Origin of the sequence: Rhodopseudomonas palustris, from assembly GCF_003031265.1 — a bacterium.
Taxonomy (GTDB): Bacteria; Pseudomonadota; Alphaproteobacteria; order Rhizobiales; family Xanthobacteraceae; genus Rhodopseudomonas; species Rhodopseudomonas palustris_H.
Map to the genome: position 1 here is coordinate 1,191,149 of NZ_CP019966.1, position 14,598 is coordinate 1,205,746.

The following is a 14,598-nucleotide window of genomic DNA, read 5'->3' on the forward strand; positions in this document are numbered from 1 at the left end:
GTCGGCGACGCGGGACCAACAAACCGACTAGCCACTACAATGACCCGTCAAAGTAAAAATCGACTTAATTGGATTGCAGTTTGGTGACCACGGAACGAACGGACGGAGGAACAGTTCTCTCTGCCGGCATGTCGATCGCGATGAACGCGTGCAAACGTTTACACCATCGGTGTTTACGCACGGCTTTGGCTGCCCGGACGCCGGCTGTGCGTTGTCCTCGCCGGTGTCAGGGCTGCGCACTAGGCAATATTTGCCGGGCGGGTTAATGCTAATTGTCGCCGATTTTTTCCGATCGGCTACACACGAGGACCGGCCCCGAATCGCCGGTGCGGCCAAACCGAGGACAGGCTGATGCGTTTCGATGACTTCCGTCGCAGCGACAATATCGATGACCGCCGGGATCAAGAGGGCGGCGGGGGTGGTGGTGGTGGATTCGGATTTCCGATGGGCGGCGGCGGCCTCGGCATCGGCACCATCGTGGTGCTGGGTATCGTCGGCTGGGCGCTGGGGATCGATCCGCGGCTGCTGATCAGCGGCGCCGAGATGATCTCGGAGACGACGCAGCATCATCAGGCCGACAGCCGGTCCGGCAAGCAGGGCGCGCCGACCGACGAGATGGGCAGCATGATCTCGGGTGTGCTGGGCGAAATCGACGATCGCTGGACCGAAATCTTCAAGGCCAATGGCCAGACCTATGTCGGGCCGAAGATCGTCCTGTTCCGCGGCCGCACCAATGGCGGGCGCTGCGGCATGGCGCAGGCGGCGATGGGACCGTTCTATTGTCCGCCGGACAAGCAGATTTTCATCGACACCTCGTTCTTCAAGCAGGTCGAGACCCGCTTCCGCGGCTGCTCCGGCTCGGCGTGCCAGTTCACCGCCGCCTACATCATCGCGCATGAGGCCGGCCATCACGTTCAAAACCTGCTGGGCATTCTGCCGAAGGTGACGCGGGCTCAGGAAGCTGCCGGCTCGCGGGCCGAAGCCAACGCTCTGCAGGTGCGCGTCGAACTGCAGGCCGACTGCTTGTCCGGCGTCTGGGTCAACCGCGAAAAGAAGAAGCGTCCCAACTTCATCGAGGACGGCGATATTGACGCCGCGCTCACCACCGCCGCCGCGATCGGCGACGACACGCTGCAGCGCCGCGCCGGCCGTGAAGTGGTGCCGGACTCGTTCACCCACGGCTCCGCCGAACAGCGCAAACGCTGGTTCATGACCGGCTATCAGCAGGGCACCGTCCAGGCCTGCAACACGTTTGGGGCGGAGCGGCTGTAACAAGCGCTCCATAAGAAAGAGAGCGCCAACCAAGTCCCGTCATTGCGAGCCGAAGGCGAAGCAATCCAGGAGCCTCAAGCAAAACCCCGGCCGTTACTGCTCTGCTCGGGAGAGCGCTATGAAGCAGCCCTACGTTTACATCGTCGCCAGCCGCAGAAACGGCACGCTGTATGTTGGGGTGACGAGCGATCTCCCGAAGCGGGCTTATGAACACCGGGAAGGCCTCGTCGACGGATTTACCAAGAAGTATGGCTGTCGCTTGCTGGTGTGGTACGAGCTTCACGAGACCATGCTCGAAGCGATCACACGCGAGAAGCAAATCAAGGCTGGCAATCGTGCCAAGAAGATTGCTTTGATCGAAGGCCTAAATCCGGATGGCAGGACCTTTTTGATAGGTTGATCTGATCGAAATCTGCAGATTGACTGCAACAGAGGCATCGGTCATTCGAGCGAAGCGAAGCAATCCAGGCGCTGTGCACCGAGCTTGTGGATTGCTTCGTCGCTTCGCTCCTCGCAATGACGCAGGAATCTGACGATGGCATCCGTCACCCAACCCAAAGCCTTCATTCCGCTCAACATCGCCGTTCTCACGGTGTCCGATACGCGCTCGCTCGATGACGACAAGTCGGGCGCCACGTTGGTCGAGCGGCTCAGCGGGGCAGGGCACAGGCTGGCGGCGCGTGAGATCGTCACCGACGACGTCGAGAAGATCCGCGCCATCATCCGCCGTTGGATTGCCGACGATGGCGTCGACGCGATTATCACCACCGGCGGTACCGGATTCACCGGGCGCGATGTGACCCCGGAGGCGATCGAGCCGCTGTTTGAGAAGCGGATGGATGGGTTTTCGATTGCCTTTCACATGATCAGCTGGGGCAAGATCGGCACCTCGACGATCCAGTCGCGCGCGACCGCGGGCGTTGCCGGCGCCACCTATATCTTCTGCCTGCCGGGTTCGCCTGGCGCCTGCCGCGATGGCTGGGATGGCATTTTGGCCGCGCAGCTCGATTATCGCACGCGCCCCTGCAACTTCGTCGAAATCATGCCGCGGCTCGACGAGCATCTGCGCCGCAGCAAGAGCTGACCCGCGCGCATCGGCATCCACCGTCGGCGTGCCTTGACAGCCGCGACGTGCCACGGAACCATCGCCTCCAATCATAAGGCGCAACAAGGCGCCGCGACGATGGGAGGATGCTTTGGGCCAGATCGTTTCGATCGAGGCGCTTGCCGCGCAGATCCGCGACGGCATGATGGTGGCGGTGCCGTCCGACACCAGCGGCGTAGCGATGACGGCAACCGCCGCGATCATCGCCAACCGGCCGCGCAATCTGCATCTCGTCTGTATCCCGATCAGCGGCCTGCAGGCCGATATTCTGATTGGTGAAGGCCTGGTCGGCACGGTCGAGACCAGTGCGATCTCGCTTGGCGAAGCCGGCGGCGCGCCGCGGTTCGCCGAAGGCATCCGCAGCAGCGCGTTTGTAATGAAGGACGCGACCTGCCCGGCGATCCTCGCCGGCCTCGTCGCCGGTCAGAAGGGCGTGCCGTTCATGCCGATCCGCGGCATCATCGGCAGCGATATTCTGAGCGCGCGCGACGACTGGAAGGTGATCGACAATCCCTACGCGCCGGACGATCCGATCGTGGTGGTGCCGGCGATCCGCCCGGATGTCGCGCTGTTCCACGCGCCCGAAGCCGACCGGTTCGGTAACGTCCGGATCGGCCGGCAGACCGAACTCGCCGCGATGGCCTATGCGGCCAAGACCACACTTGTGACGGTCGAGCGTATCGTCGAGACTTCGCTGCTGGCGGACGAGAACGCCGCCGCCGGCGTGCTGCCGGCGCTGTATGTCAGTGCGATCGCCGAGGCCAAGAATGGTGCGTGGCCGCTCAGCCTCGCCGGCGAATACAATACCGACACCGCCGAGGTCGCGCGCTACGCCAAGATGGCGCGCTCGGCTGACGGCTTCGCCGCCTACATGCAGGGCTTCGCCCGGAAGTTCGAGGCGGTGGCATGAGCCGAGCACCTGCGACTTCGCGTGAAATCCTGATCGCCACCATCGCCGATCTGCTCGACGGCGTCCGCACCGTCGCGGTCGGCGCCTCGTCTCCGATTCCGGCCGCCGGCGCGATGCTGCTGCGCGCCCGCAGTGAGAGCCGCGGCCGCGACCCGGTGCGGGTGATCGTGCTCGGGTCGCGCCAGCACAACTTCTTCACCAATGGTGCGTTCGAGCTGTTCGACGCCACCGCGCAAGGGCGGATCGACGCGTTCTTTCTTGGCGGCGGCCAGATCGATGGCCAGGCCAACATCAATCTGGTTGGCACTGGCGACTACCCGGCGAGCCAAGTGCGCTGGCCCGGCTCGTTCGGCTCGGCCTTCATGTACTATCTGGTGCCGCGGGTGATCCTGTTTCGCGAGGAGCATTCGCCGCGCGTCCTGGTCGACAAGGTCGATTTCGTCAGCGCGCCAGGCGCGAGCGAGCGGATCTATCGGAGCGGCGGGCCGTACGCGCTGCTCACCGGGCTCGCGCTGTTTGGTTTCGATCAGCAGCGCAAGCGGTTCTGTCTGCGCAGCGTGCATCGCGGCAGCTCGGCGGAGGAAATCCGCGCCGCCACCGGATTCGACTACGACGTTCCGCCGCAGGTGCCGTTCACGCCGGAGCCGGACGCGGAGACGCTGGCGCTGCTGCGCGGCCGCGTCACCGACGAGCTTGCCGAGTGCTACCCGCGATTTGCCGAAACGCTGGTGGCGGATCGGGCGGCGTAGGCGCTCCTTGTGGCTGCGACGTCCGCGCGGCGCGCAGCCGGCGAATGAGGATCTGGAGAGCGGTCACGAGCGCGGCACGCCGCAGCGCCCGCCCACGTTTGGTGTGGAAGGCGATCAGCTCGGCGGTGACACGCGGCGTCTCGGTGCGCCGCGGCGGCATTACAGGCTCAGCTCCCAGGTCTCACCAATCAAGTCCTGGCCGAAGCTGCGATGCGGCTCGGCCGCGACACGCTGGAAGCCCGCGTCCTGATAGATCCGCCGAGCCGCGGTCAGGATGCTCTGCGTCCACAGTGTGACCTTGCGATAGCCGCAGTGGCGCGCAAAGCCGATCGCCTCCTCGATCAGCTTGCGTCCGAGCTGATGCCCGCGCGCCTGTGGCGTTACCAGCAGCAGCCGCAGCTTGGCGACGTCGTCACTGTCGCGCACCAGGAACAGTGAGCCGGCTTGTGCGCCGTCGTACTCGGCGATCCAGCAACGCTCGCGGCCTGGATCTTGCGACGCCAGGAACTGTCCGGCGATCTCCGCCACCAGGGCTTCGAACGACGCATCGAAGCCGTATTCGGCCGCATAGAACGCTCCGTGGCTCTGCACCACCCAGCCGATATCGCCCGGCCGCGGACTGCGCAGAATCGGCGGCGGCGCGCTCCCTGCACCAAGCAACCCCTGAATGGTGGACATCGCCGCGGTCAGCCGCGTCCGCTCGCCCGGCGGCAGGCCCGACAGCATCGCGGTCACTTCGTTCTGTGAACTGCGTTCGAGCTTGGCGTAGGCGGCGCGGCCCTTGGCGGTCAGCGTCAATAGATGCTGGCGCCGGTCGGCTGGCGAGGGCGATCTCTTCAACAGGCCGTCATCGGCAAAACCCTGGATGATCCTGCTCAGATAGCCGGGATCGAGCCTCAGTTCGGTACCAATCTCTTTGGCGGTCGGCGAGTCGCGATGTGCCAGCTCGTACAGAATCCGCGCTTCTGTGAGCGAGAACGGGCTGTCCATCAGCCGCTGCTCGAGCACGCCGAGCCGTGCCGTGTAGAACCGGTTGAAGGCCCGCACCAGCGCGACCTCGTCGCCGTGGTTCGATTGCTGCTGCGCGATGGCTGCTTCCATTCGTCGTCTCCGGTCGGCCTTTGGCGATCTTCTTGTGAGATCGCTGGGCGAGCGAAACCATCTCAGCCGCATTAATTGCTTGTGTCAACAAAATGATTGCCAAAGGCAACTATTGCGACGTGCGGTTCGATCGAAGGGGCGGCTTCGAAACGAGGTTAGGCGGCGAGGATGACGCGGCTGCGCAGCAGGGTGCGGGATGAGCGGCCGAGGTCGCGCGGCAACGTTGCTTCCGCGCCATGTCCAGCGTGCCCGCCGAGGCGAACGTAGTGGTCGCGCGCGATCACAAGCCCCTGGTCAGCGCCGGAGCTGGAGAAGCTGCGGATCAGCGCCGTCAGGCCTTCGCGCCACCCGCTCGGGGCATAGGGCGATCTGGCGTAGCGGAAGATGCCGGCGCGCGGATGGCCGCTGGCGGCGACGCCTTCGATGAATTGGGTGGTCTCCTCGATCCAGCCCGGATCGAGCACCGCACCGGCATGGAGAAACATCAGCCAAGGTGAGCGGGCCTGCTTGGCTCCGGCCGCGAGCGCTGCGGCGCGATTGCCGTCGAAGGCGAGATAGTTGCAGCCGGCCACATCGGCGACGCGGGCGATGGTGTCGCTGCCGCCGCGATCGACCAAGGTCACGTCGCTGACGACCCCGGCCGCAGCGCCCGGGACCAGCGACGCCAGCGTGGCGACGGCGGTCCGCTCGACGCCTTCGGTAGAAATGATCACACTCAACATGTCCGGCGGGTGACCCTACGACGACAGATGCGCGCCACGCTTAGCACCTCACTGCCGCGAAATCAGCCGCGAATTGCGCAATGCCCATCATCCGGGCAAACTCCGGCGCGTCGCCGGTGACGGACGGTGCGAGTCGAACGTTTGTTCTTGATTTGTTCTTTCGACTCGCTATCTTGGACGCATGAGCAGAGCATCCAATGCCCTCAAGCGCCCGCCGGTCACGGCGCCCTCCGAGCCGGTGGGCGCGCCTTCCCCTTTCCCTGCCACCGAGGCGGCGGTTGACGAGCAGCGACGCCGCGGTCGCGGCGCGCAGTCCAACGCCAGCGGCCGCTACGAGGCCGAGGCGCGAACCGCCTTCGACGACGGCTGGGAGAGCCTTGAGGACCTGCCGCCGTTCAAGACAACGGTGGCGCTGGATACCGCTCGCAAAGTCATCACCCGCAACGACTCGCCCGATATCGGCTTCGATCGCTCGATCAATCCGTATCGTGGCTGCGAACACGGCTGCGTGTACTGCTTCGCCCGGCCGACCCACGCCTATCTCGGTCTGTCGCCGGGATTGGATTTCGAGTCCCGGCTGTTCGCCAAGCCCGATGCGCCTGCGTTGCTCGAGCGTGAACTGGCGGCGCCGGAATACGAGCCGCGGATGATCGCGATCGGCACCAACACCGATCCGTATCAGCCGATCGAGCGTGAACGGAAAATCATGCGCGGCATCCTCGAGGTGCTGGAGAAGACCGGCCACCCGGTCGGCATCGTCACCAAATCGGCACTGGTGGTGCGCGACATCGACATCCTGGCGCGGATGGCCAAGCGGCAGCTCGCCAAGGTGGCGCTGTCCGTCACCTCGCTCGATCCGAAGCTTGCCCGCAGCATGGAGCCGCGCGCTTCGGCACCGGCCAAGAGACTCGAAGCGCTGAAGCTGCTCGCCGATGCCGGCATCCCCACCACTGTGATGGTGGCGCCGGTGATCCCGGCGCTCAACGACATGGAGATCGAGCGCATCCTCGATGCCGCCGCCCATGCCGGTGTCAAGGAAGCGAGCTATGTGCTGCTGCGGTTGCCGCTGGAAGTGCGTGACCTGTTCCGCGAATGGCTGATGGCGAACTATCCGGACCGTTATCGCCACGTCTTCACGCTGATCCGCGACATGCGCGGTGGCCGTGACTACGACTCGCAATGGGGCACCCGGATGAAGGGGACCGGCCCGATCGCCTGGATGATCGGCCGGAGGTTCGAGACCGCCTGCACGCGGCTCGGGCTGAACAAGCGCCGCTCCAAGCTGACCCTCGATCATTTCGAGAAGCCGGAGAAGGCCGGGCAGCAACTCAGCCTGTTCTGAGGGCAGGGGGCCCGGTTCCCGCTGGTCTCGCTGAATTGCGGGCATGATCCGGAGTTTACGGTTGCGCCGGCTGTGCCTCGCCCGCAGCATCGCGGCATGATTCGGGATACCAAACAGCCGATCAAGGTTCCGGCCAAGCTCGCGAGCCGATCGGGCGGCAAGGCCGCCAGAGCGGATGGCGGGAAAGCGTCCACCGCGAAGGTTCGGGCTTCGAAGACTGTTGCGTCCAAGGCTGTTTCTTCCAAAGCCGGCGCGAAGGAAGCTGCCGGCAGCAAGCCCGCCTCTGCCAAGGGGTTGAAGGGCGTGATCGCGGTGGCGCCGCCGAGCTTCCGGCGCGAGCGCACGCTGATCAAGCGCGGCATCTGGCCGATCGCCGGCTGCGACGAAGCCGGCCGTGGTCCGCTGGCTGGTCCGGTGGTGGCGGCCGCGGTGGTGCTCGATCCCAAGCGCGTGCCCAAGGGGCTCGACGATTCCAAGCGGCTGACGGCGGAGAAGCGCGAGGCGCTGTTCGACGAGATCTGCGCCACTGCGCAAGTCTCGGTGGTCTATGCCTCGCCGGAACGGATCAATCGCGACAACATTTTGCGTGCGTCGTTGTGGGCGCTGACCCGCGCGGTGCATGCGCTGCCCGAGATGCCGCGCCATGTGTTCGTCGACGGCCGTGACCGGCTGGCAACTAAATGCGACTGTGAAGCCGTGATCGGCGGCGACGGTCTGATTGCCTCGATCGCCGCGGCCTCGATCATCGCCAAGGTGTCACGCGACCGGATGATGTGCCGTCTCGCCGAAGAATGCCCCGGCTATGGCTTCGAGCAGCACAAGGGCTACGGCGTGCCGGAGCATCTCGATGCGCTCGCGCGGCTTGGTCCGACGGTGCATCACCGCCGCTTCTTCGCGCCGGTCGCCGCAGCCTGGCAGAAGATCGAAGGCGCTCGGCCGCCGCAGATCCGCGACCTGTTCGAGGCCGACGTTACGGTCGAAGCCACCGCGTGAGTGCGGCGGCGCCGGTTGCGCGTGCGGCCGCCGGGCTCTATCACGGTCAGACCGAATTTCGCTGGCCCCACATGCGCTTCGCCTCCCTGATCGTCGAACTGATCCGCGCACGGCCGCTGCTGGTGTTCTGGCTGGTGGTGTGCGCCCAGGCGCTGCTGTGGGTGCTGGTGCCGACGCTGTTCTACGCCAGCCCTCCGGGCGATGTGGCGGTGGTGCTGGCCTATGGCCGCGAGTACCAGGTCGGCACTGATCTTGGTCCGCCGCTGGCGTTCTGGCTCGCCGATGTCGCCTATCGGGCCGCCGGCAATCACATGATCGGCGTCTATGTGCTGGCGCAGCTCTGCTTCGTCGTCACGTTCTATGCGCTGTTCCAGCTCGCCCGCAGCGTGGTCGGGCCACAATACGCTGTGGTCGCGGTGCTGCTGACCTCGACGGTCACCGCCTTTGCTGGCTCGGGCGTCGAGTTCGGCCCGCTGATCCTGGCGCGGCCGCTGTGGGCGCTGGTGCTGTGGCACGGCTGGCAGGTGATCGGCCAGCACCGCCGTGCGGCCTGGTTCGCGTTGTCGATTGAGATCGGCCTGCTGCTGCTGACCACCGTTGCGGCGCCGGCGCTGCTCCTGCTGCCGCTCGCCTTCGCGCTCGCCAATGCGCGCTGCCGCCGGGCGCTGGTCGCGCTTGATACGGTATTCGCCCTGCTGGTGATCGCCGTGCTGGCGCTGCCTTATGGCGTCTGGCTGCTGCGCGCCGATCAGTTTGCGCTGCCGGCGCTGCCGACCACGGCGGATCTCGGCGATCGCGCGCTGCTGGGATTGAAGCTGTTCGGCGGACTGGTGATCTCGCTCGCCGGCATTGCGCTGCTCGCGGTGCTCAATATCGGCCGGTTCGCCCCCAAGCACCACGACGCGCCGATGATCGCGCGGCCGCCGGTCGATCCGCTGGCGCGGCAGTTCGTCTATGTGTTCGCGCTGGTGCCGCCGATTGTCGCCAGCATCGCGGCCGCCGTGTTCGGCCTCGGCCATGTGGTCGGCGGTGCGGGCGTGGTGCTGCTGCTCGCCGGTCTCGCGGTGATGATGGTGATTGGCGACGTGCTGTATCTGCATCGCCAGCGCTTGTTGCGCTCGGCCTGGGCGGCGCTGATCGCAGCACCCGCCGTCGCGGTGATCTTCACCGTGGTTGTGCAGCCCTGGCTGACGCGCGCCGAGGTGCCGACCTCGATGCCATCCAAGCAGATGGCGCAGTTCTTCGCGGACAGTTTCGAACGCCGCACCGGCAAGCCGCTGCCTGCGGTCGCCGGCGATCCGCAGCTCGCCAGCCTGATCGCTCTGGCGCCGTCGCGCCCGCATCTTTTGCTCGATGCCACGCCGGCGCGGACGCCGTGGATCAAGCAAGGCGACTTCGAACGTAACGGCGGCGTGGTGGTGTGGCGTGCGGCCGATACGGCGGGCCGGCCGCCGGACGAGATCGCCCAACGCTTCCCGGGCATCGTGCCGGAGCTGCCGCGCGGTTTCGACCGGATGATCTCCGGGCGTCAGCCGCTGCTGCGGATCGGTTGGGCGATCGTGCGGCCGAAAGCGCCTTAAGCCCGCCGCAGCTGCGCGGCGCGATCGCAGACGAACTGACCTTCTTGATTGTTTTTGCTTAGTTGGACGTCGCGGCGAGCGCGGTCGCGATCGCGCGCAGATCCTGCCAGGCGAGCCGTTTGTAAGTCGGCTGGCGCAGCAGATAGGCCGGATGCAGCGTCGGCAGGGCGCGGATGGTGCGGGTGCCGGTGTCGTAGTCGAACCAGCGGCCGCGGGTCCGCATGATGCCGTCGCGGGTGCCGAGCAGCGCCTGGGTCGACGGGTTGCCGAGCGTTACCAGCAGGTCCGGGTTCACCAGTTCGATCTGCCGCCGGATGAACGGCAGGCAGATCTGGGTCTCCTGAGGCGTCGGCGTGCGGTTACCCGGCGGCCGCCATGGGATCACGTTGGCGATGTAGACGTTGCCGCGGTTCAGCCCGATCGCGGCGAGCATCAGGTCGAGCAGCTTGCCGGAGCGGCCGACGAACGGCAGCCCTTCGATGTCCTCGTCGCGGCCGGGCGCTTCGCCGACGAACATCACTTTGGCCTGCGGATTGCCGTCGGCGAACACCAGCTGCGTTGCAGTCGCGCGCAACGCACAGCCGTCGAAACGCTGCATCAGCTCGCGCAGCACGTCCAGGCTGGGTGCGGTCGCTGCGGCCTCGCGGGCTGAGATGATCGCAGCGTCCGGGCTCGCAGGTGGCGCACCGAATGCCAGCGGCGGCGGCGGTGCATGTAAGGCTGGCTTGACCATCGCGCGAGGTTCCGGCGCCGCCTCGCGTGCAGCCGGCTCAGGCGCGTCGTCGAGCATCCGGTTGATCGGATCCTCTGCGAGCGCGCAATCCACCCCTGCGTCCAGATAGAACGCGAGCAATTGACGCAGGCTCGGCACAGGATCGGGTGTCATGCGGCGTGGTTTACCGTGAATGCGGGAAACAGAACAGCCGATCTCGATGCATCATGTTCCGCAATGCGAAACTTATTTTCGCATCTATGATCTCGAAGCTGGAAAGATGAGCCAGCCGGTACATTTGGGTGGTTGTTCTTCTTCTAAAAATGCGAAAGAACACCCGAGGAAACGTCTCCGAGAGTCCTGCGAGAAAAAACGATGAGTGATGAAACGCTGCCGCCCCGCGAATCGATGGAATTCGACGTCGTGATCGTGGGAGCAGGCCCGTCGGGACTGTCAGCCGCCATTCGATTGAAGCAGATCAACCCCGAGTTGTCGGTGGTGGTCGTGGAGAAGGGCTCCGAAGTCGGGGCCCATATCCTGTCGGGCGCGGTGATCGACGTGTCGGCGCTGGATCGCCTGATGCCGAGCTGGCGCGAAGACGAGAGCTGCCCGCTGAAGACCCACGTCGAAGACGACCACTTCTACGTCATGACCGCGTCGAAAGCGCTCAAGGTGCCAAACATCATGGTGCCTCCGATGCTCGACAACCATAAGAATTTCATCGGCTCGCTCGGTGATCTGTGCCGCTGGCTCGGGCCGAAGGCCGAGGAACTCGGCGTCGAGATCTATCCCGGCTTCGCCGCCACCGAAGTGCTGTACGGCGACAATGGCGAGGTGCGCGGCGTCGCCACCGGCGACATGGGCATCGGCCGCGACGGCCAGCCGAAGGATTCCTACACCCGCGGCATGGAACTGCTCGGCAAGTACACGCTGTTCGCCGAAGGCGCGCGCGGCAGCCTGTCGAAGCAGCTGATCGCCAACTACAAGCTCGACAAGGATTCCAATCCGCCGAAGTTCGGCATTGGTCTCAAGGAAATCTGGCAGGTCGAGCCGTCCAAGCATCGTAAGGGCCGGATCGCCCACTCGTTCGGCTGGCCGCTCAGCAACAATGTCGGCGGCGGCTCGTTCCTGTATCACTACGGCGACAACCTGGTGGCGGTCGGCTTCGTGGTGCACCTCAACTACGACGATCCGTATCTGTCGCCGTTCGAGCAGTTCCAGAAGTTCAAGACCCATCCGTCGGTGGCGCCGATCTTCGAGGGCGGCAAGCGCATCTCCTACGGCGCCCGCGCCATCACCGAAGGCGGCTATCAGTCGGTGCCGCGCCTGACCTTCCCGGGCGGCGCGCTGATCGGCTGCGCTGCGGGCTTCGTCAACGTGCCGCGCATCAAGGGTGTCCACAACGCCATCGGCTCCGGCATGCTGGCCGCCGAACACGTCGCGGCGGCGCTCGCTGCCGGCCGGACCAACGACGAGCCAGTGGACTACGAAAACGCCTGGCGTGATTCCGTCGTCGGCAAGGACCTGTTCCGGGTCCGCAACGTCAAGCCGCTGTGGTCGAAGTTCGGCACCGCGGTTGGCGTTGTGTTGGCCGGCTTTGAAATGTGGTGTTCGACGTTCGGGTTCTCGGTGTTCGGCACGCTGTCGCATGGCAAGCCCGACCGCTCGACGCTCGATCCGGCCAAGTCGCATGAGCCGCACAAAAATCCGAAGCCGGACGGCAAGCTGACCTTCGACCGCCTGTCCTCGGTGTTCCTGTCGAATACCAATCACGAGGAAGACCAGCCGGTGCACCTCAAGGTCGCCGACATGCAGCTGCAGAAGACGTCGGAGCACGACGTCTATGCCGGCCCGTCGGGCCGCTACTGCCCGGCTGCGGTGTACGAGTGGGTGGAAGAGCCGACCGGCCCGCGCTTCGTGATCAACGCGCAGAACTGCGTCCACTGCAAAACCTGCGACATCAAAGACCCGAATGGCAACATCACCTGGGTTCCGCCGGAAGGCGGCGGCGGTCCGAATTATCAGGGCATGTGATCGCTGTTCTGATCCCGCAGCTTTGACCACGCGTCCGTGAGCGGCGGCGAGGCGATGCCTCGCCGCGCGGCCACGATCCTGCCATGTTGCCACCGTCTCAATCCAGCGACCGCCCACCGGCGCCGTCGGGGACCGCGGCATTGTGCGCCGTCGGGCCTATCCTTGCGGTTGAGCGCCAAACGCGGCATTGTCGACACGATGCTGCCGGCTCGGCGGCCGGGCCAACGAGCCTTTTCCTGGAGCTAGGCAACCTTGATGCTTTCCCTTCGAATCCGTCGATCGATGGCCGTCGCCCTCACGCTGGTGGCGATGCCGATCGCCGGACAGGCGCTGGCGCAGACCCCCGATCACCCGGCCGACAATTCGGCACAGTTTCCGACCACCCAGGATCTGCGGTCGATGACGACCGCCGGCAGCTACCTGGCCGCCCGCCATGCCAGCATCGAACGTGACGCGGCCTCCGCCGCTGCGTTCTACCGCTCGGCGCTGCGCACCGATCCGAGCAACAACGAGCTGCTCGACCGCGCCTTCATCTCGTCGCTCGCCGAAGGTGATATCGATGAGGCGGTCAAGCTCGCCGATCGCGTGCTGAAGATCGACAAGTCCAACCGCGTCGCCCGGCTGGTGATCGGTATCCGTGATCTGAAGACCAAGAAGTATGCCGCGGCGGTTCGTAACGTGAACCAGTCGGTTCGCGGCCCGATCACCGACCTGATCGCCACCCTGATTTCGAGCTGGTCGCTGTACGGCGCCGGCGACGTCAAGACCGCGGTCGGCAACATCGACAAGCTCGCCGGTCCGGAGTGGTATCCGATCTTCAAGGATCTGCATTCCGGCATGATGCTTGAGCTGGCCAACCGCCAGAAGGACGCCGGCGAACGGCTGGAGCGCGCCTACAAGCTCGACGATTCCGCGCTGCGCGTGGTCGAGTCCTATGCGCGCTGGCTGTCGCGCAACAAGAGCGAAGCCGAGGCGCTCGCGGTCTATCAGGCGTTCGACAAGAAGCTGCCGCGTCATCCGCTGATCGAAGACGGCATCCGCGAGGTCAAGGCCGGCAAGAAGTTGTCGCCGCTGGTCGACAGCCCGCAGGCCGGCGCCGCCGAGGCGCTGTACGGCATTGGCGCGTCGCTGACCCGGCGCGGTGGCGAAGATCTTGCGCTGGTGTATCTGCAGCTCGCGCTCTACCTCGAACCGAACCATGCGCTCGCGCTGCTGGCGCTCGGCGATCTCTACGAGTCGGTGAAGAAGCCGCAGATGGCGATCAAGGTGTACGAGCGCGTGCCGGCATCCTCGCCGCTGAAGCGCAACGCCCAGATCCAGCTCGCCACCGACCTCGACGCCTCCGACCGCAGCGAGGAAGCGATCAAAATCCTCAAGGGCGTGATCGCCGAGGACGGCAAAGATCTCGAAGCCATCATGGCGCTCGGCAATATCGAGCGCGGCCGCAAGAAGTTCGCCGATTGCGGCGAGACTTACTCCAAGGGCATCGACGCGCTCACCGGCGCCGAGAAGAACGCCTGGGTGTATTACTACTTCCGCGGCATCTGCGAGGAGCGCTCCAAGCAGTGGGCGAAGGCCGAGGTCGACCTGAAGAAGGCGCTGCAGATGCAGCCCGACCAGCCACACGTGCTGAACTATCTCGGCTATTCCTGGATCGATCAGGGCATCAACCTCGACGAGGCGATGACCATGATCAAGCGCGCGGTCGATCAGCGTCCCGACGATGGCTACATCGTCGACTCGCTCGGCTGGGCCTATTACCGCATCGGCGACTACGAGAATGCGGTGAAGACGCTGGAGCGGGCGATCGAGCTGAAGCCCGAGGACCCGACCATCAACGATCACCTCGGCGATGCCTATTGGCGGGTCGGCCGCACGCTCGAAGCGCGCTTCCAGTGGGCGCACGCCCGAGACCTCAAGCCCGATCCGGAGGAGCTGCCGAAGATCGAGGGCAAGATCTCCAACGGTCTGCCCGACGAGGACAAGGCCTCGGCGGCTTCCGCGGACAAGAAGAAAGAAGACGGCAAGGGCGGCTGAGGCGGCGCGGTCAGGGCTTTGCGCCGGGACCGCGAACGCGC

General features: G+C 65.6%; 12 protein-coding genes and 1 pseudogene. 10 read left to right on the plus strand and 3 right to left on the minus strand.

Annotated features, from left to right (window positions below; all coding sequences use genetic code 11):
- Positions 1-351: 351 nt before the first annotated feature.
- The 5 genes and pseudogenes from ypfJ to RPPS3_RS05550 all read left to right on the plus strand — a co-directional run bounded on the left by ypfJ (position 352) and on the right by RPPS3_RS05550 (position 4,036).
- Positions 352-1,272 (plus strand): KPN_02809 family neutral zinc metallopeptidase, encoded by a 921-nt coding sequence (ypfJ, locus tag RPPS3_RS05530; RefSeq protein WP_107343203.1) that lies wholly within the window; start codon positions 352-354, stop codon positions 1,270-1,272.
- A 118-nt stretch (positions 1,273-1,390) separates the two neighbouring features.
- Positions 1,391-1,677: pseudogene (locus RPPS3_RS05535) on the plus strand (GIY-YIG nuclease family protein).
- A 130-nt stretch (positions 1,678-1,807) separates the two neighbouring features.
- A complete protein-coding gene (gene moaB / locus RPPS3_RS05540; RefSeq protein WP_107343205.1) occupies positions 1,808-2,356 on the plus strand; it encodes a molybdenum cofactor biosynthesis protein B in 549 nt (182 codons plus the stop codon).
- A gap of 112 nt (positions 2,357-2,468) precedes the next feature.
- The gene (locus tag RPPS3_RS05545) at positions 2,469-3,287 is read left to right on the plus strand and encodes a CoA transferase subunit A (RefSeq protein ID WP_107343206.1); all 819 of its coding nucleotides are present in this window, start codon (positions 2,469-2,471) and stop codon (positions 3,285-3,287) included.
- A complete protein-coding gene (locus tag RPPS3_RS05550; RefSeq protein ID WP_107343207.1) occupies positions 3,284-4,036 on the plus strand; it encodes a CoA-transferase in 753 nt (250 codons plus the stop codon). The genes RPPS3_RS05545 and RPPS3_RS05550 overlap by 4 nt, the downstream gene beginning before the upstream one ends.
- Before the next feature lie 159 nt (positions 4,037-4,195).
- Here the strand turns inward: RPPS3_RS05550 and RPPS3_RS05555 are convergent, their stop codons facing one another.
- Positions 4,196-5,137: a bifunctional helix-turn-helix transcriptional regulator/GNAT family N-acetyltransferase gene (locus tag RPPS3_RS05555; protein WP_107343208.1), complete on the minus strand. Its 942-nt coding sequence runs from the start codon at positions 5,135-5,137 to the stop codon at positions 4,196-4,198.
- 155 nt (positions 5,138-5,292) lie between these two features.
- Complete coding sequence (locus RPPS3_RS05560) at positions 5,293-5,859, minus strand: glycosyltransferase (protein WP_107343209.1); 567 nt, start codon at positions 5,857-5,859, stop codon at positions 5,293-5,295.
- 181 nt (positions 5,860-6,040) lie between these two features.
- Here RPPS3_RS05560 and RPPS3_RS05565 point away from each other — a divergent pair, with 181 nt between their 5' ends.
- The 3 genes from RPPS3_RS05565 (at position 6,041) to RPPS3_RS05575 (ending at position 9,774) form a co-directional block, all read left to right on the plus strand.
- Positions 6,041-7,201, plus strand: coding sequence for a PA0069 family radical SAM protein (locus tag RPPS3_RS05565; RefSeq protein WP_107343210.1), 1,161 nt, complete (start codon positions 6,041-6,043; stop codon positions 7,199-7,201).
- 96 nt (positions 7,202-7,297) lie between these two features.
- Entirely contained in the window at positions 7,298-8,194 is an 897-nt protein-coding gene (locus RPPS3_RS05570; protein WP_107343211.1) for a ribonuclease HII, read from the plus strand.
- 71 nt (positions 8,195-8,265) lie between these two features.
- Positions 8,266-9,774 (plus strand): glycosyltransferase family 39 protein, encoded by a 1,509-nt coding sequence (locus tag RPPS3_RS05575; protein WP_107346451.1) that lies wholly within the window; start codon positions 8,266-8,268, stop codon positions 9,772-9,774.
- A gap of 58 nt (positions 9,775-9,832) precedes the next feature.
- Here the strand turns inward: RPPS3_RS05575 and RPPS3_RS05580 are convergent, their stop codons facing one another.
- Positions 9,833-10,660: a uracil-DNA glycosylase gene (locus tag RPPS3_RS05580; protein ID WP_107343212.1), complete on the minus strand. Its 828-nt coding sequence runs from the start codon at positions 10,658-10,660 to the stop codon at positions 9,833-9,835.
- Between the two features lie 201 nt (positions 10,661-10,861).
- Between RPPS3_RS05580 and RPPS3_RS05585 the strand changes: the two genes are divergently transcribed.
- Both RPPS3_RS05585 and RPPS3_RS05590 read left to right on the plus strand, forming a co-directional pair.
- Positions 10,862-12,520, plus strand: a complete 1,659-nt coding sequence (locus tag RPPS3_RS05585) for an electron transfer flavoprotein-ubiquinone oxidoreductase (RefSeq protein ID WP_107343213.1) — start codon at positions 10,862-10,864, stop codon at positions 12,518-12,520.
- Between the two features lie 255 nt (positions 12,521-12,775).
- Complete coding sequence (locus tag RPPS3_RS05590; protein ID WP_107343214.1) at positions 12,776-14,557, plus strand: tetratricopeptide repeat protein; 1,782 nt, start codon at positions 12,776-12,778, stop codon at positions 14,555-14,557.
- Positions 14,558-14,598 lie beyond the last annotated feature (41 nt).

Excerpts from the sequence above, each read along its gene's own strand:
- RPPS3_RS05580 (WP_107343212.1), bottom strand. The coding sequence starts at position 10,660 with ATGACACCCGATCCTGTGCCGAGCCTGCGTCAATTGCTCGCGTTCTAT.
- RPPS3_RS05565 (WP_107343210.1), top strand. The coding sequence starts at position 6,041 with ATGAGCAGAGCATCCAATGCCCTCAAGCGCCCGCCGGTCACGGCGCCC.
- RPPS3_RS05550 (WP_107343207.1), top strand. The coding sequence starts at position 3,284 with ATGAGCCGAGCACCTGCGACTTCGCGTGAAATCCTGATCGCCACCATC.
- RPPS3_RS05575 (WP_107346451.1), top strand. The coding sequence starts at position 8,266 with ATGCGCTTCGCCTCCCTGATCGTCGAACTGATCCGCGCACGGCCGCTG.
- ypfJ (WP_107343203.1), top strand. The coding sequence starts at position 352 with ATGCGTTTCGATGACTTCCGTCGCAGCGACAATATCGATGACCGCCGG.
- RPPS3_RS05570 (WP_107343211.1), top strand. The coding sequence starts at position 7,298 with ATGATTCGGGATACCAAACAGCCGATCAAGGTTCCGGCCAAGCTCGCG.
- moaB (WP_107343205.1), top strand. The coding sequence starts at position 1,808 with ATGGCATCCGTCACCCAACCCAAAGCCTTCATTCCGCTCAACATCGCC.
- RPPS3_RS05585 (WP_107343213.1), top strand. The coding sequence starts at position 10,862 with ATGAGTGATGAAACGCTGCCGCCCCGCGAATCGATGGAATTCGACGTC.
- RPPS3_RS05560 (WP_107343209.1), bottom strand. The coding sequence starts at position 5,859 with ATGTTGAGTGTGATCATTTCTACCGAAGGCGTCGAGCGGACCGCCGTC.
- RPPS3_RS05555 (WP_107343208.1), bottom strand. The coding sequence starts at position 5,137 with ATGGAAGCAGCCATCGCGCAGCAGCAATCGAACCACGGCGACGAGGTC.
- RPPS3_RS05590 (WP_107343214.1), top strand. The coding sequence starts at position 12,776 with ATGCTTTCCCTTCGAATCCGTCGATCGATGGCCGTCGCCCTCACGCTG.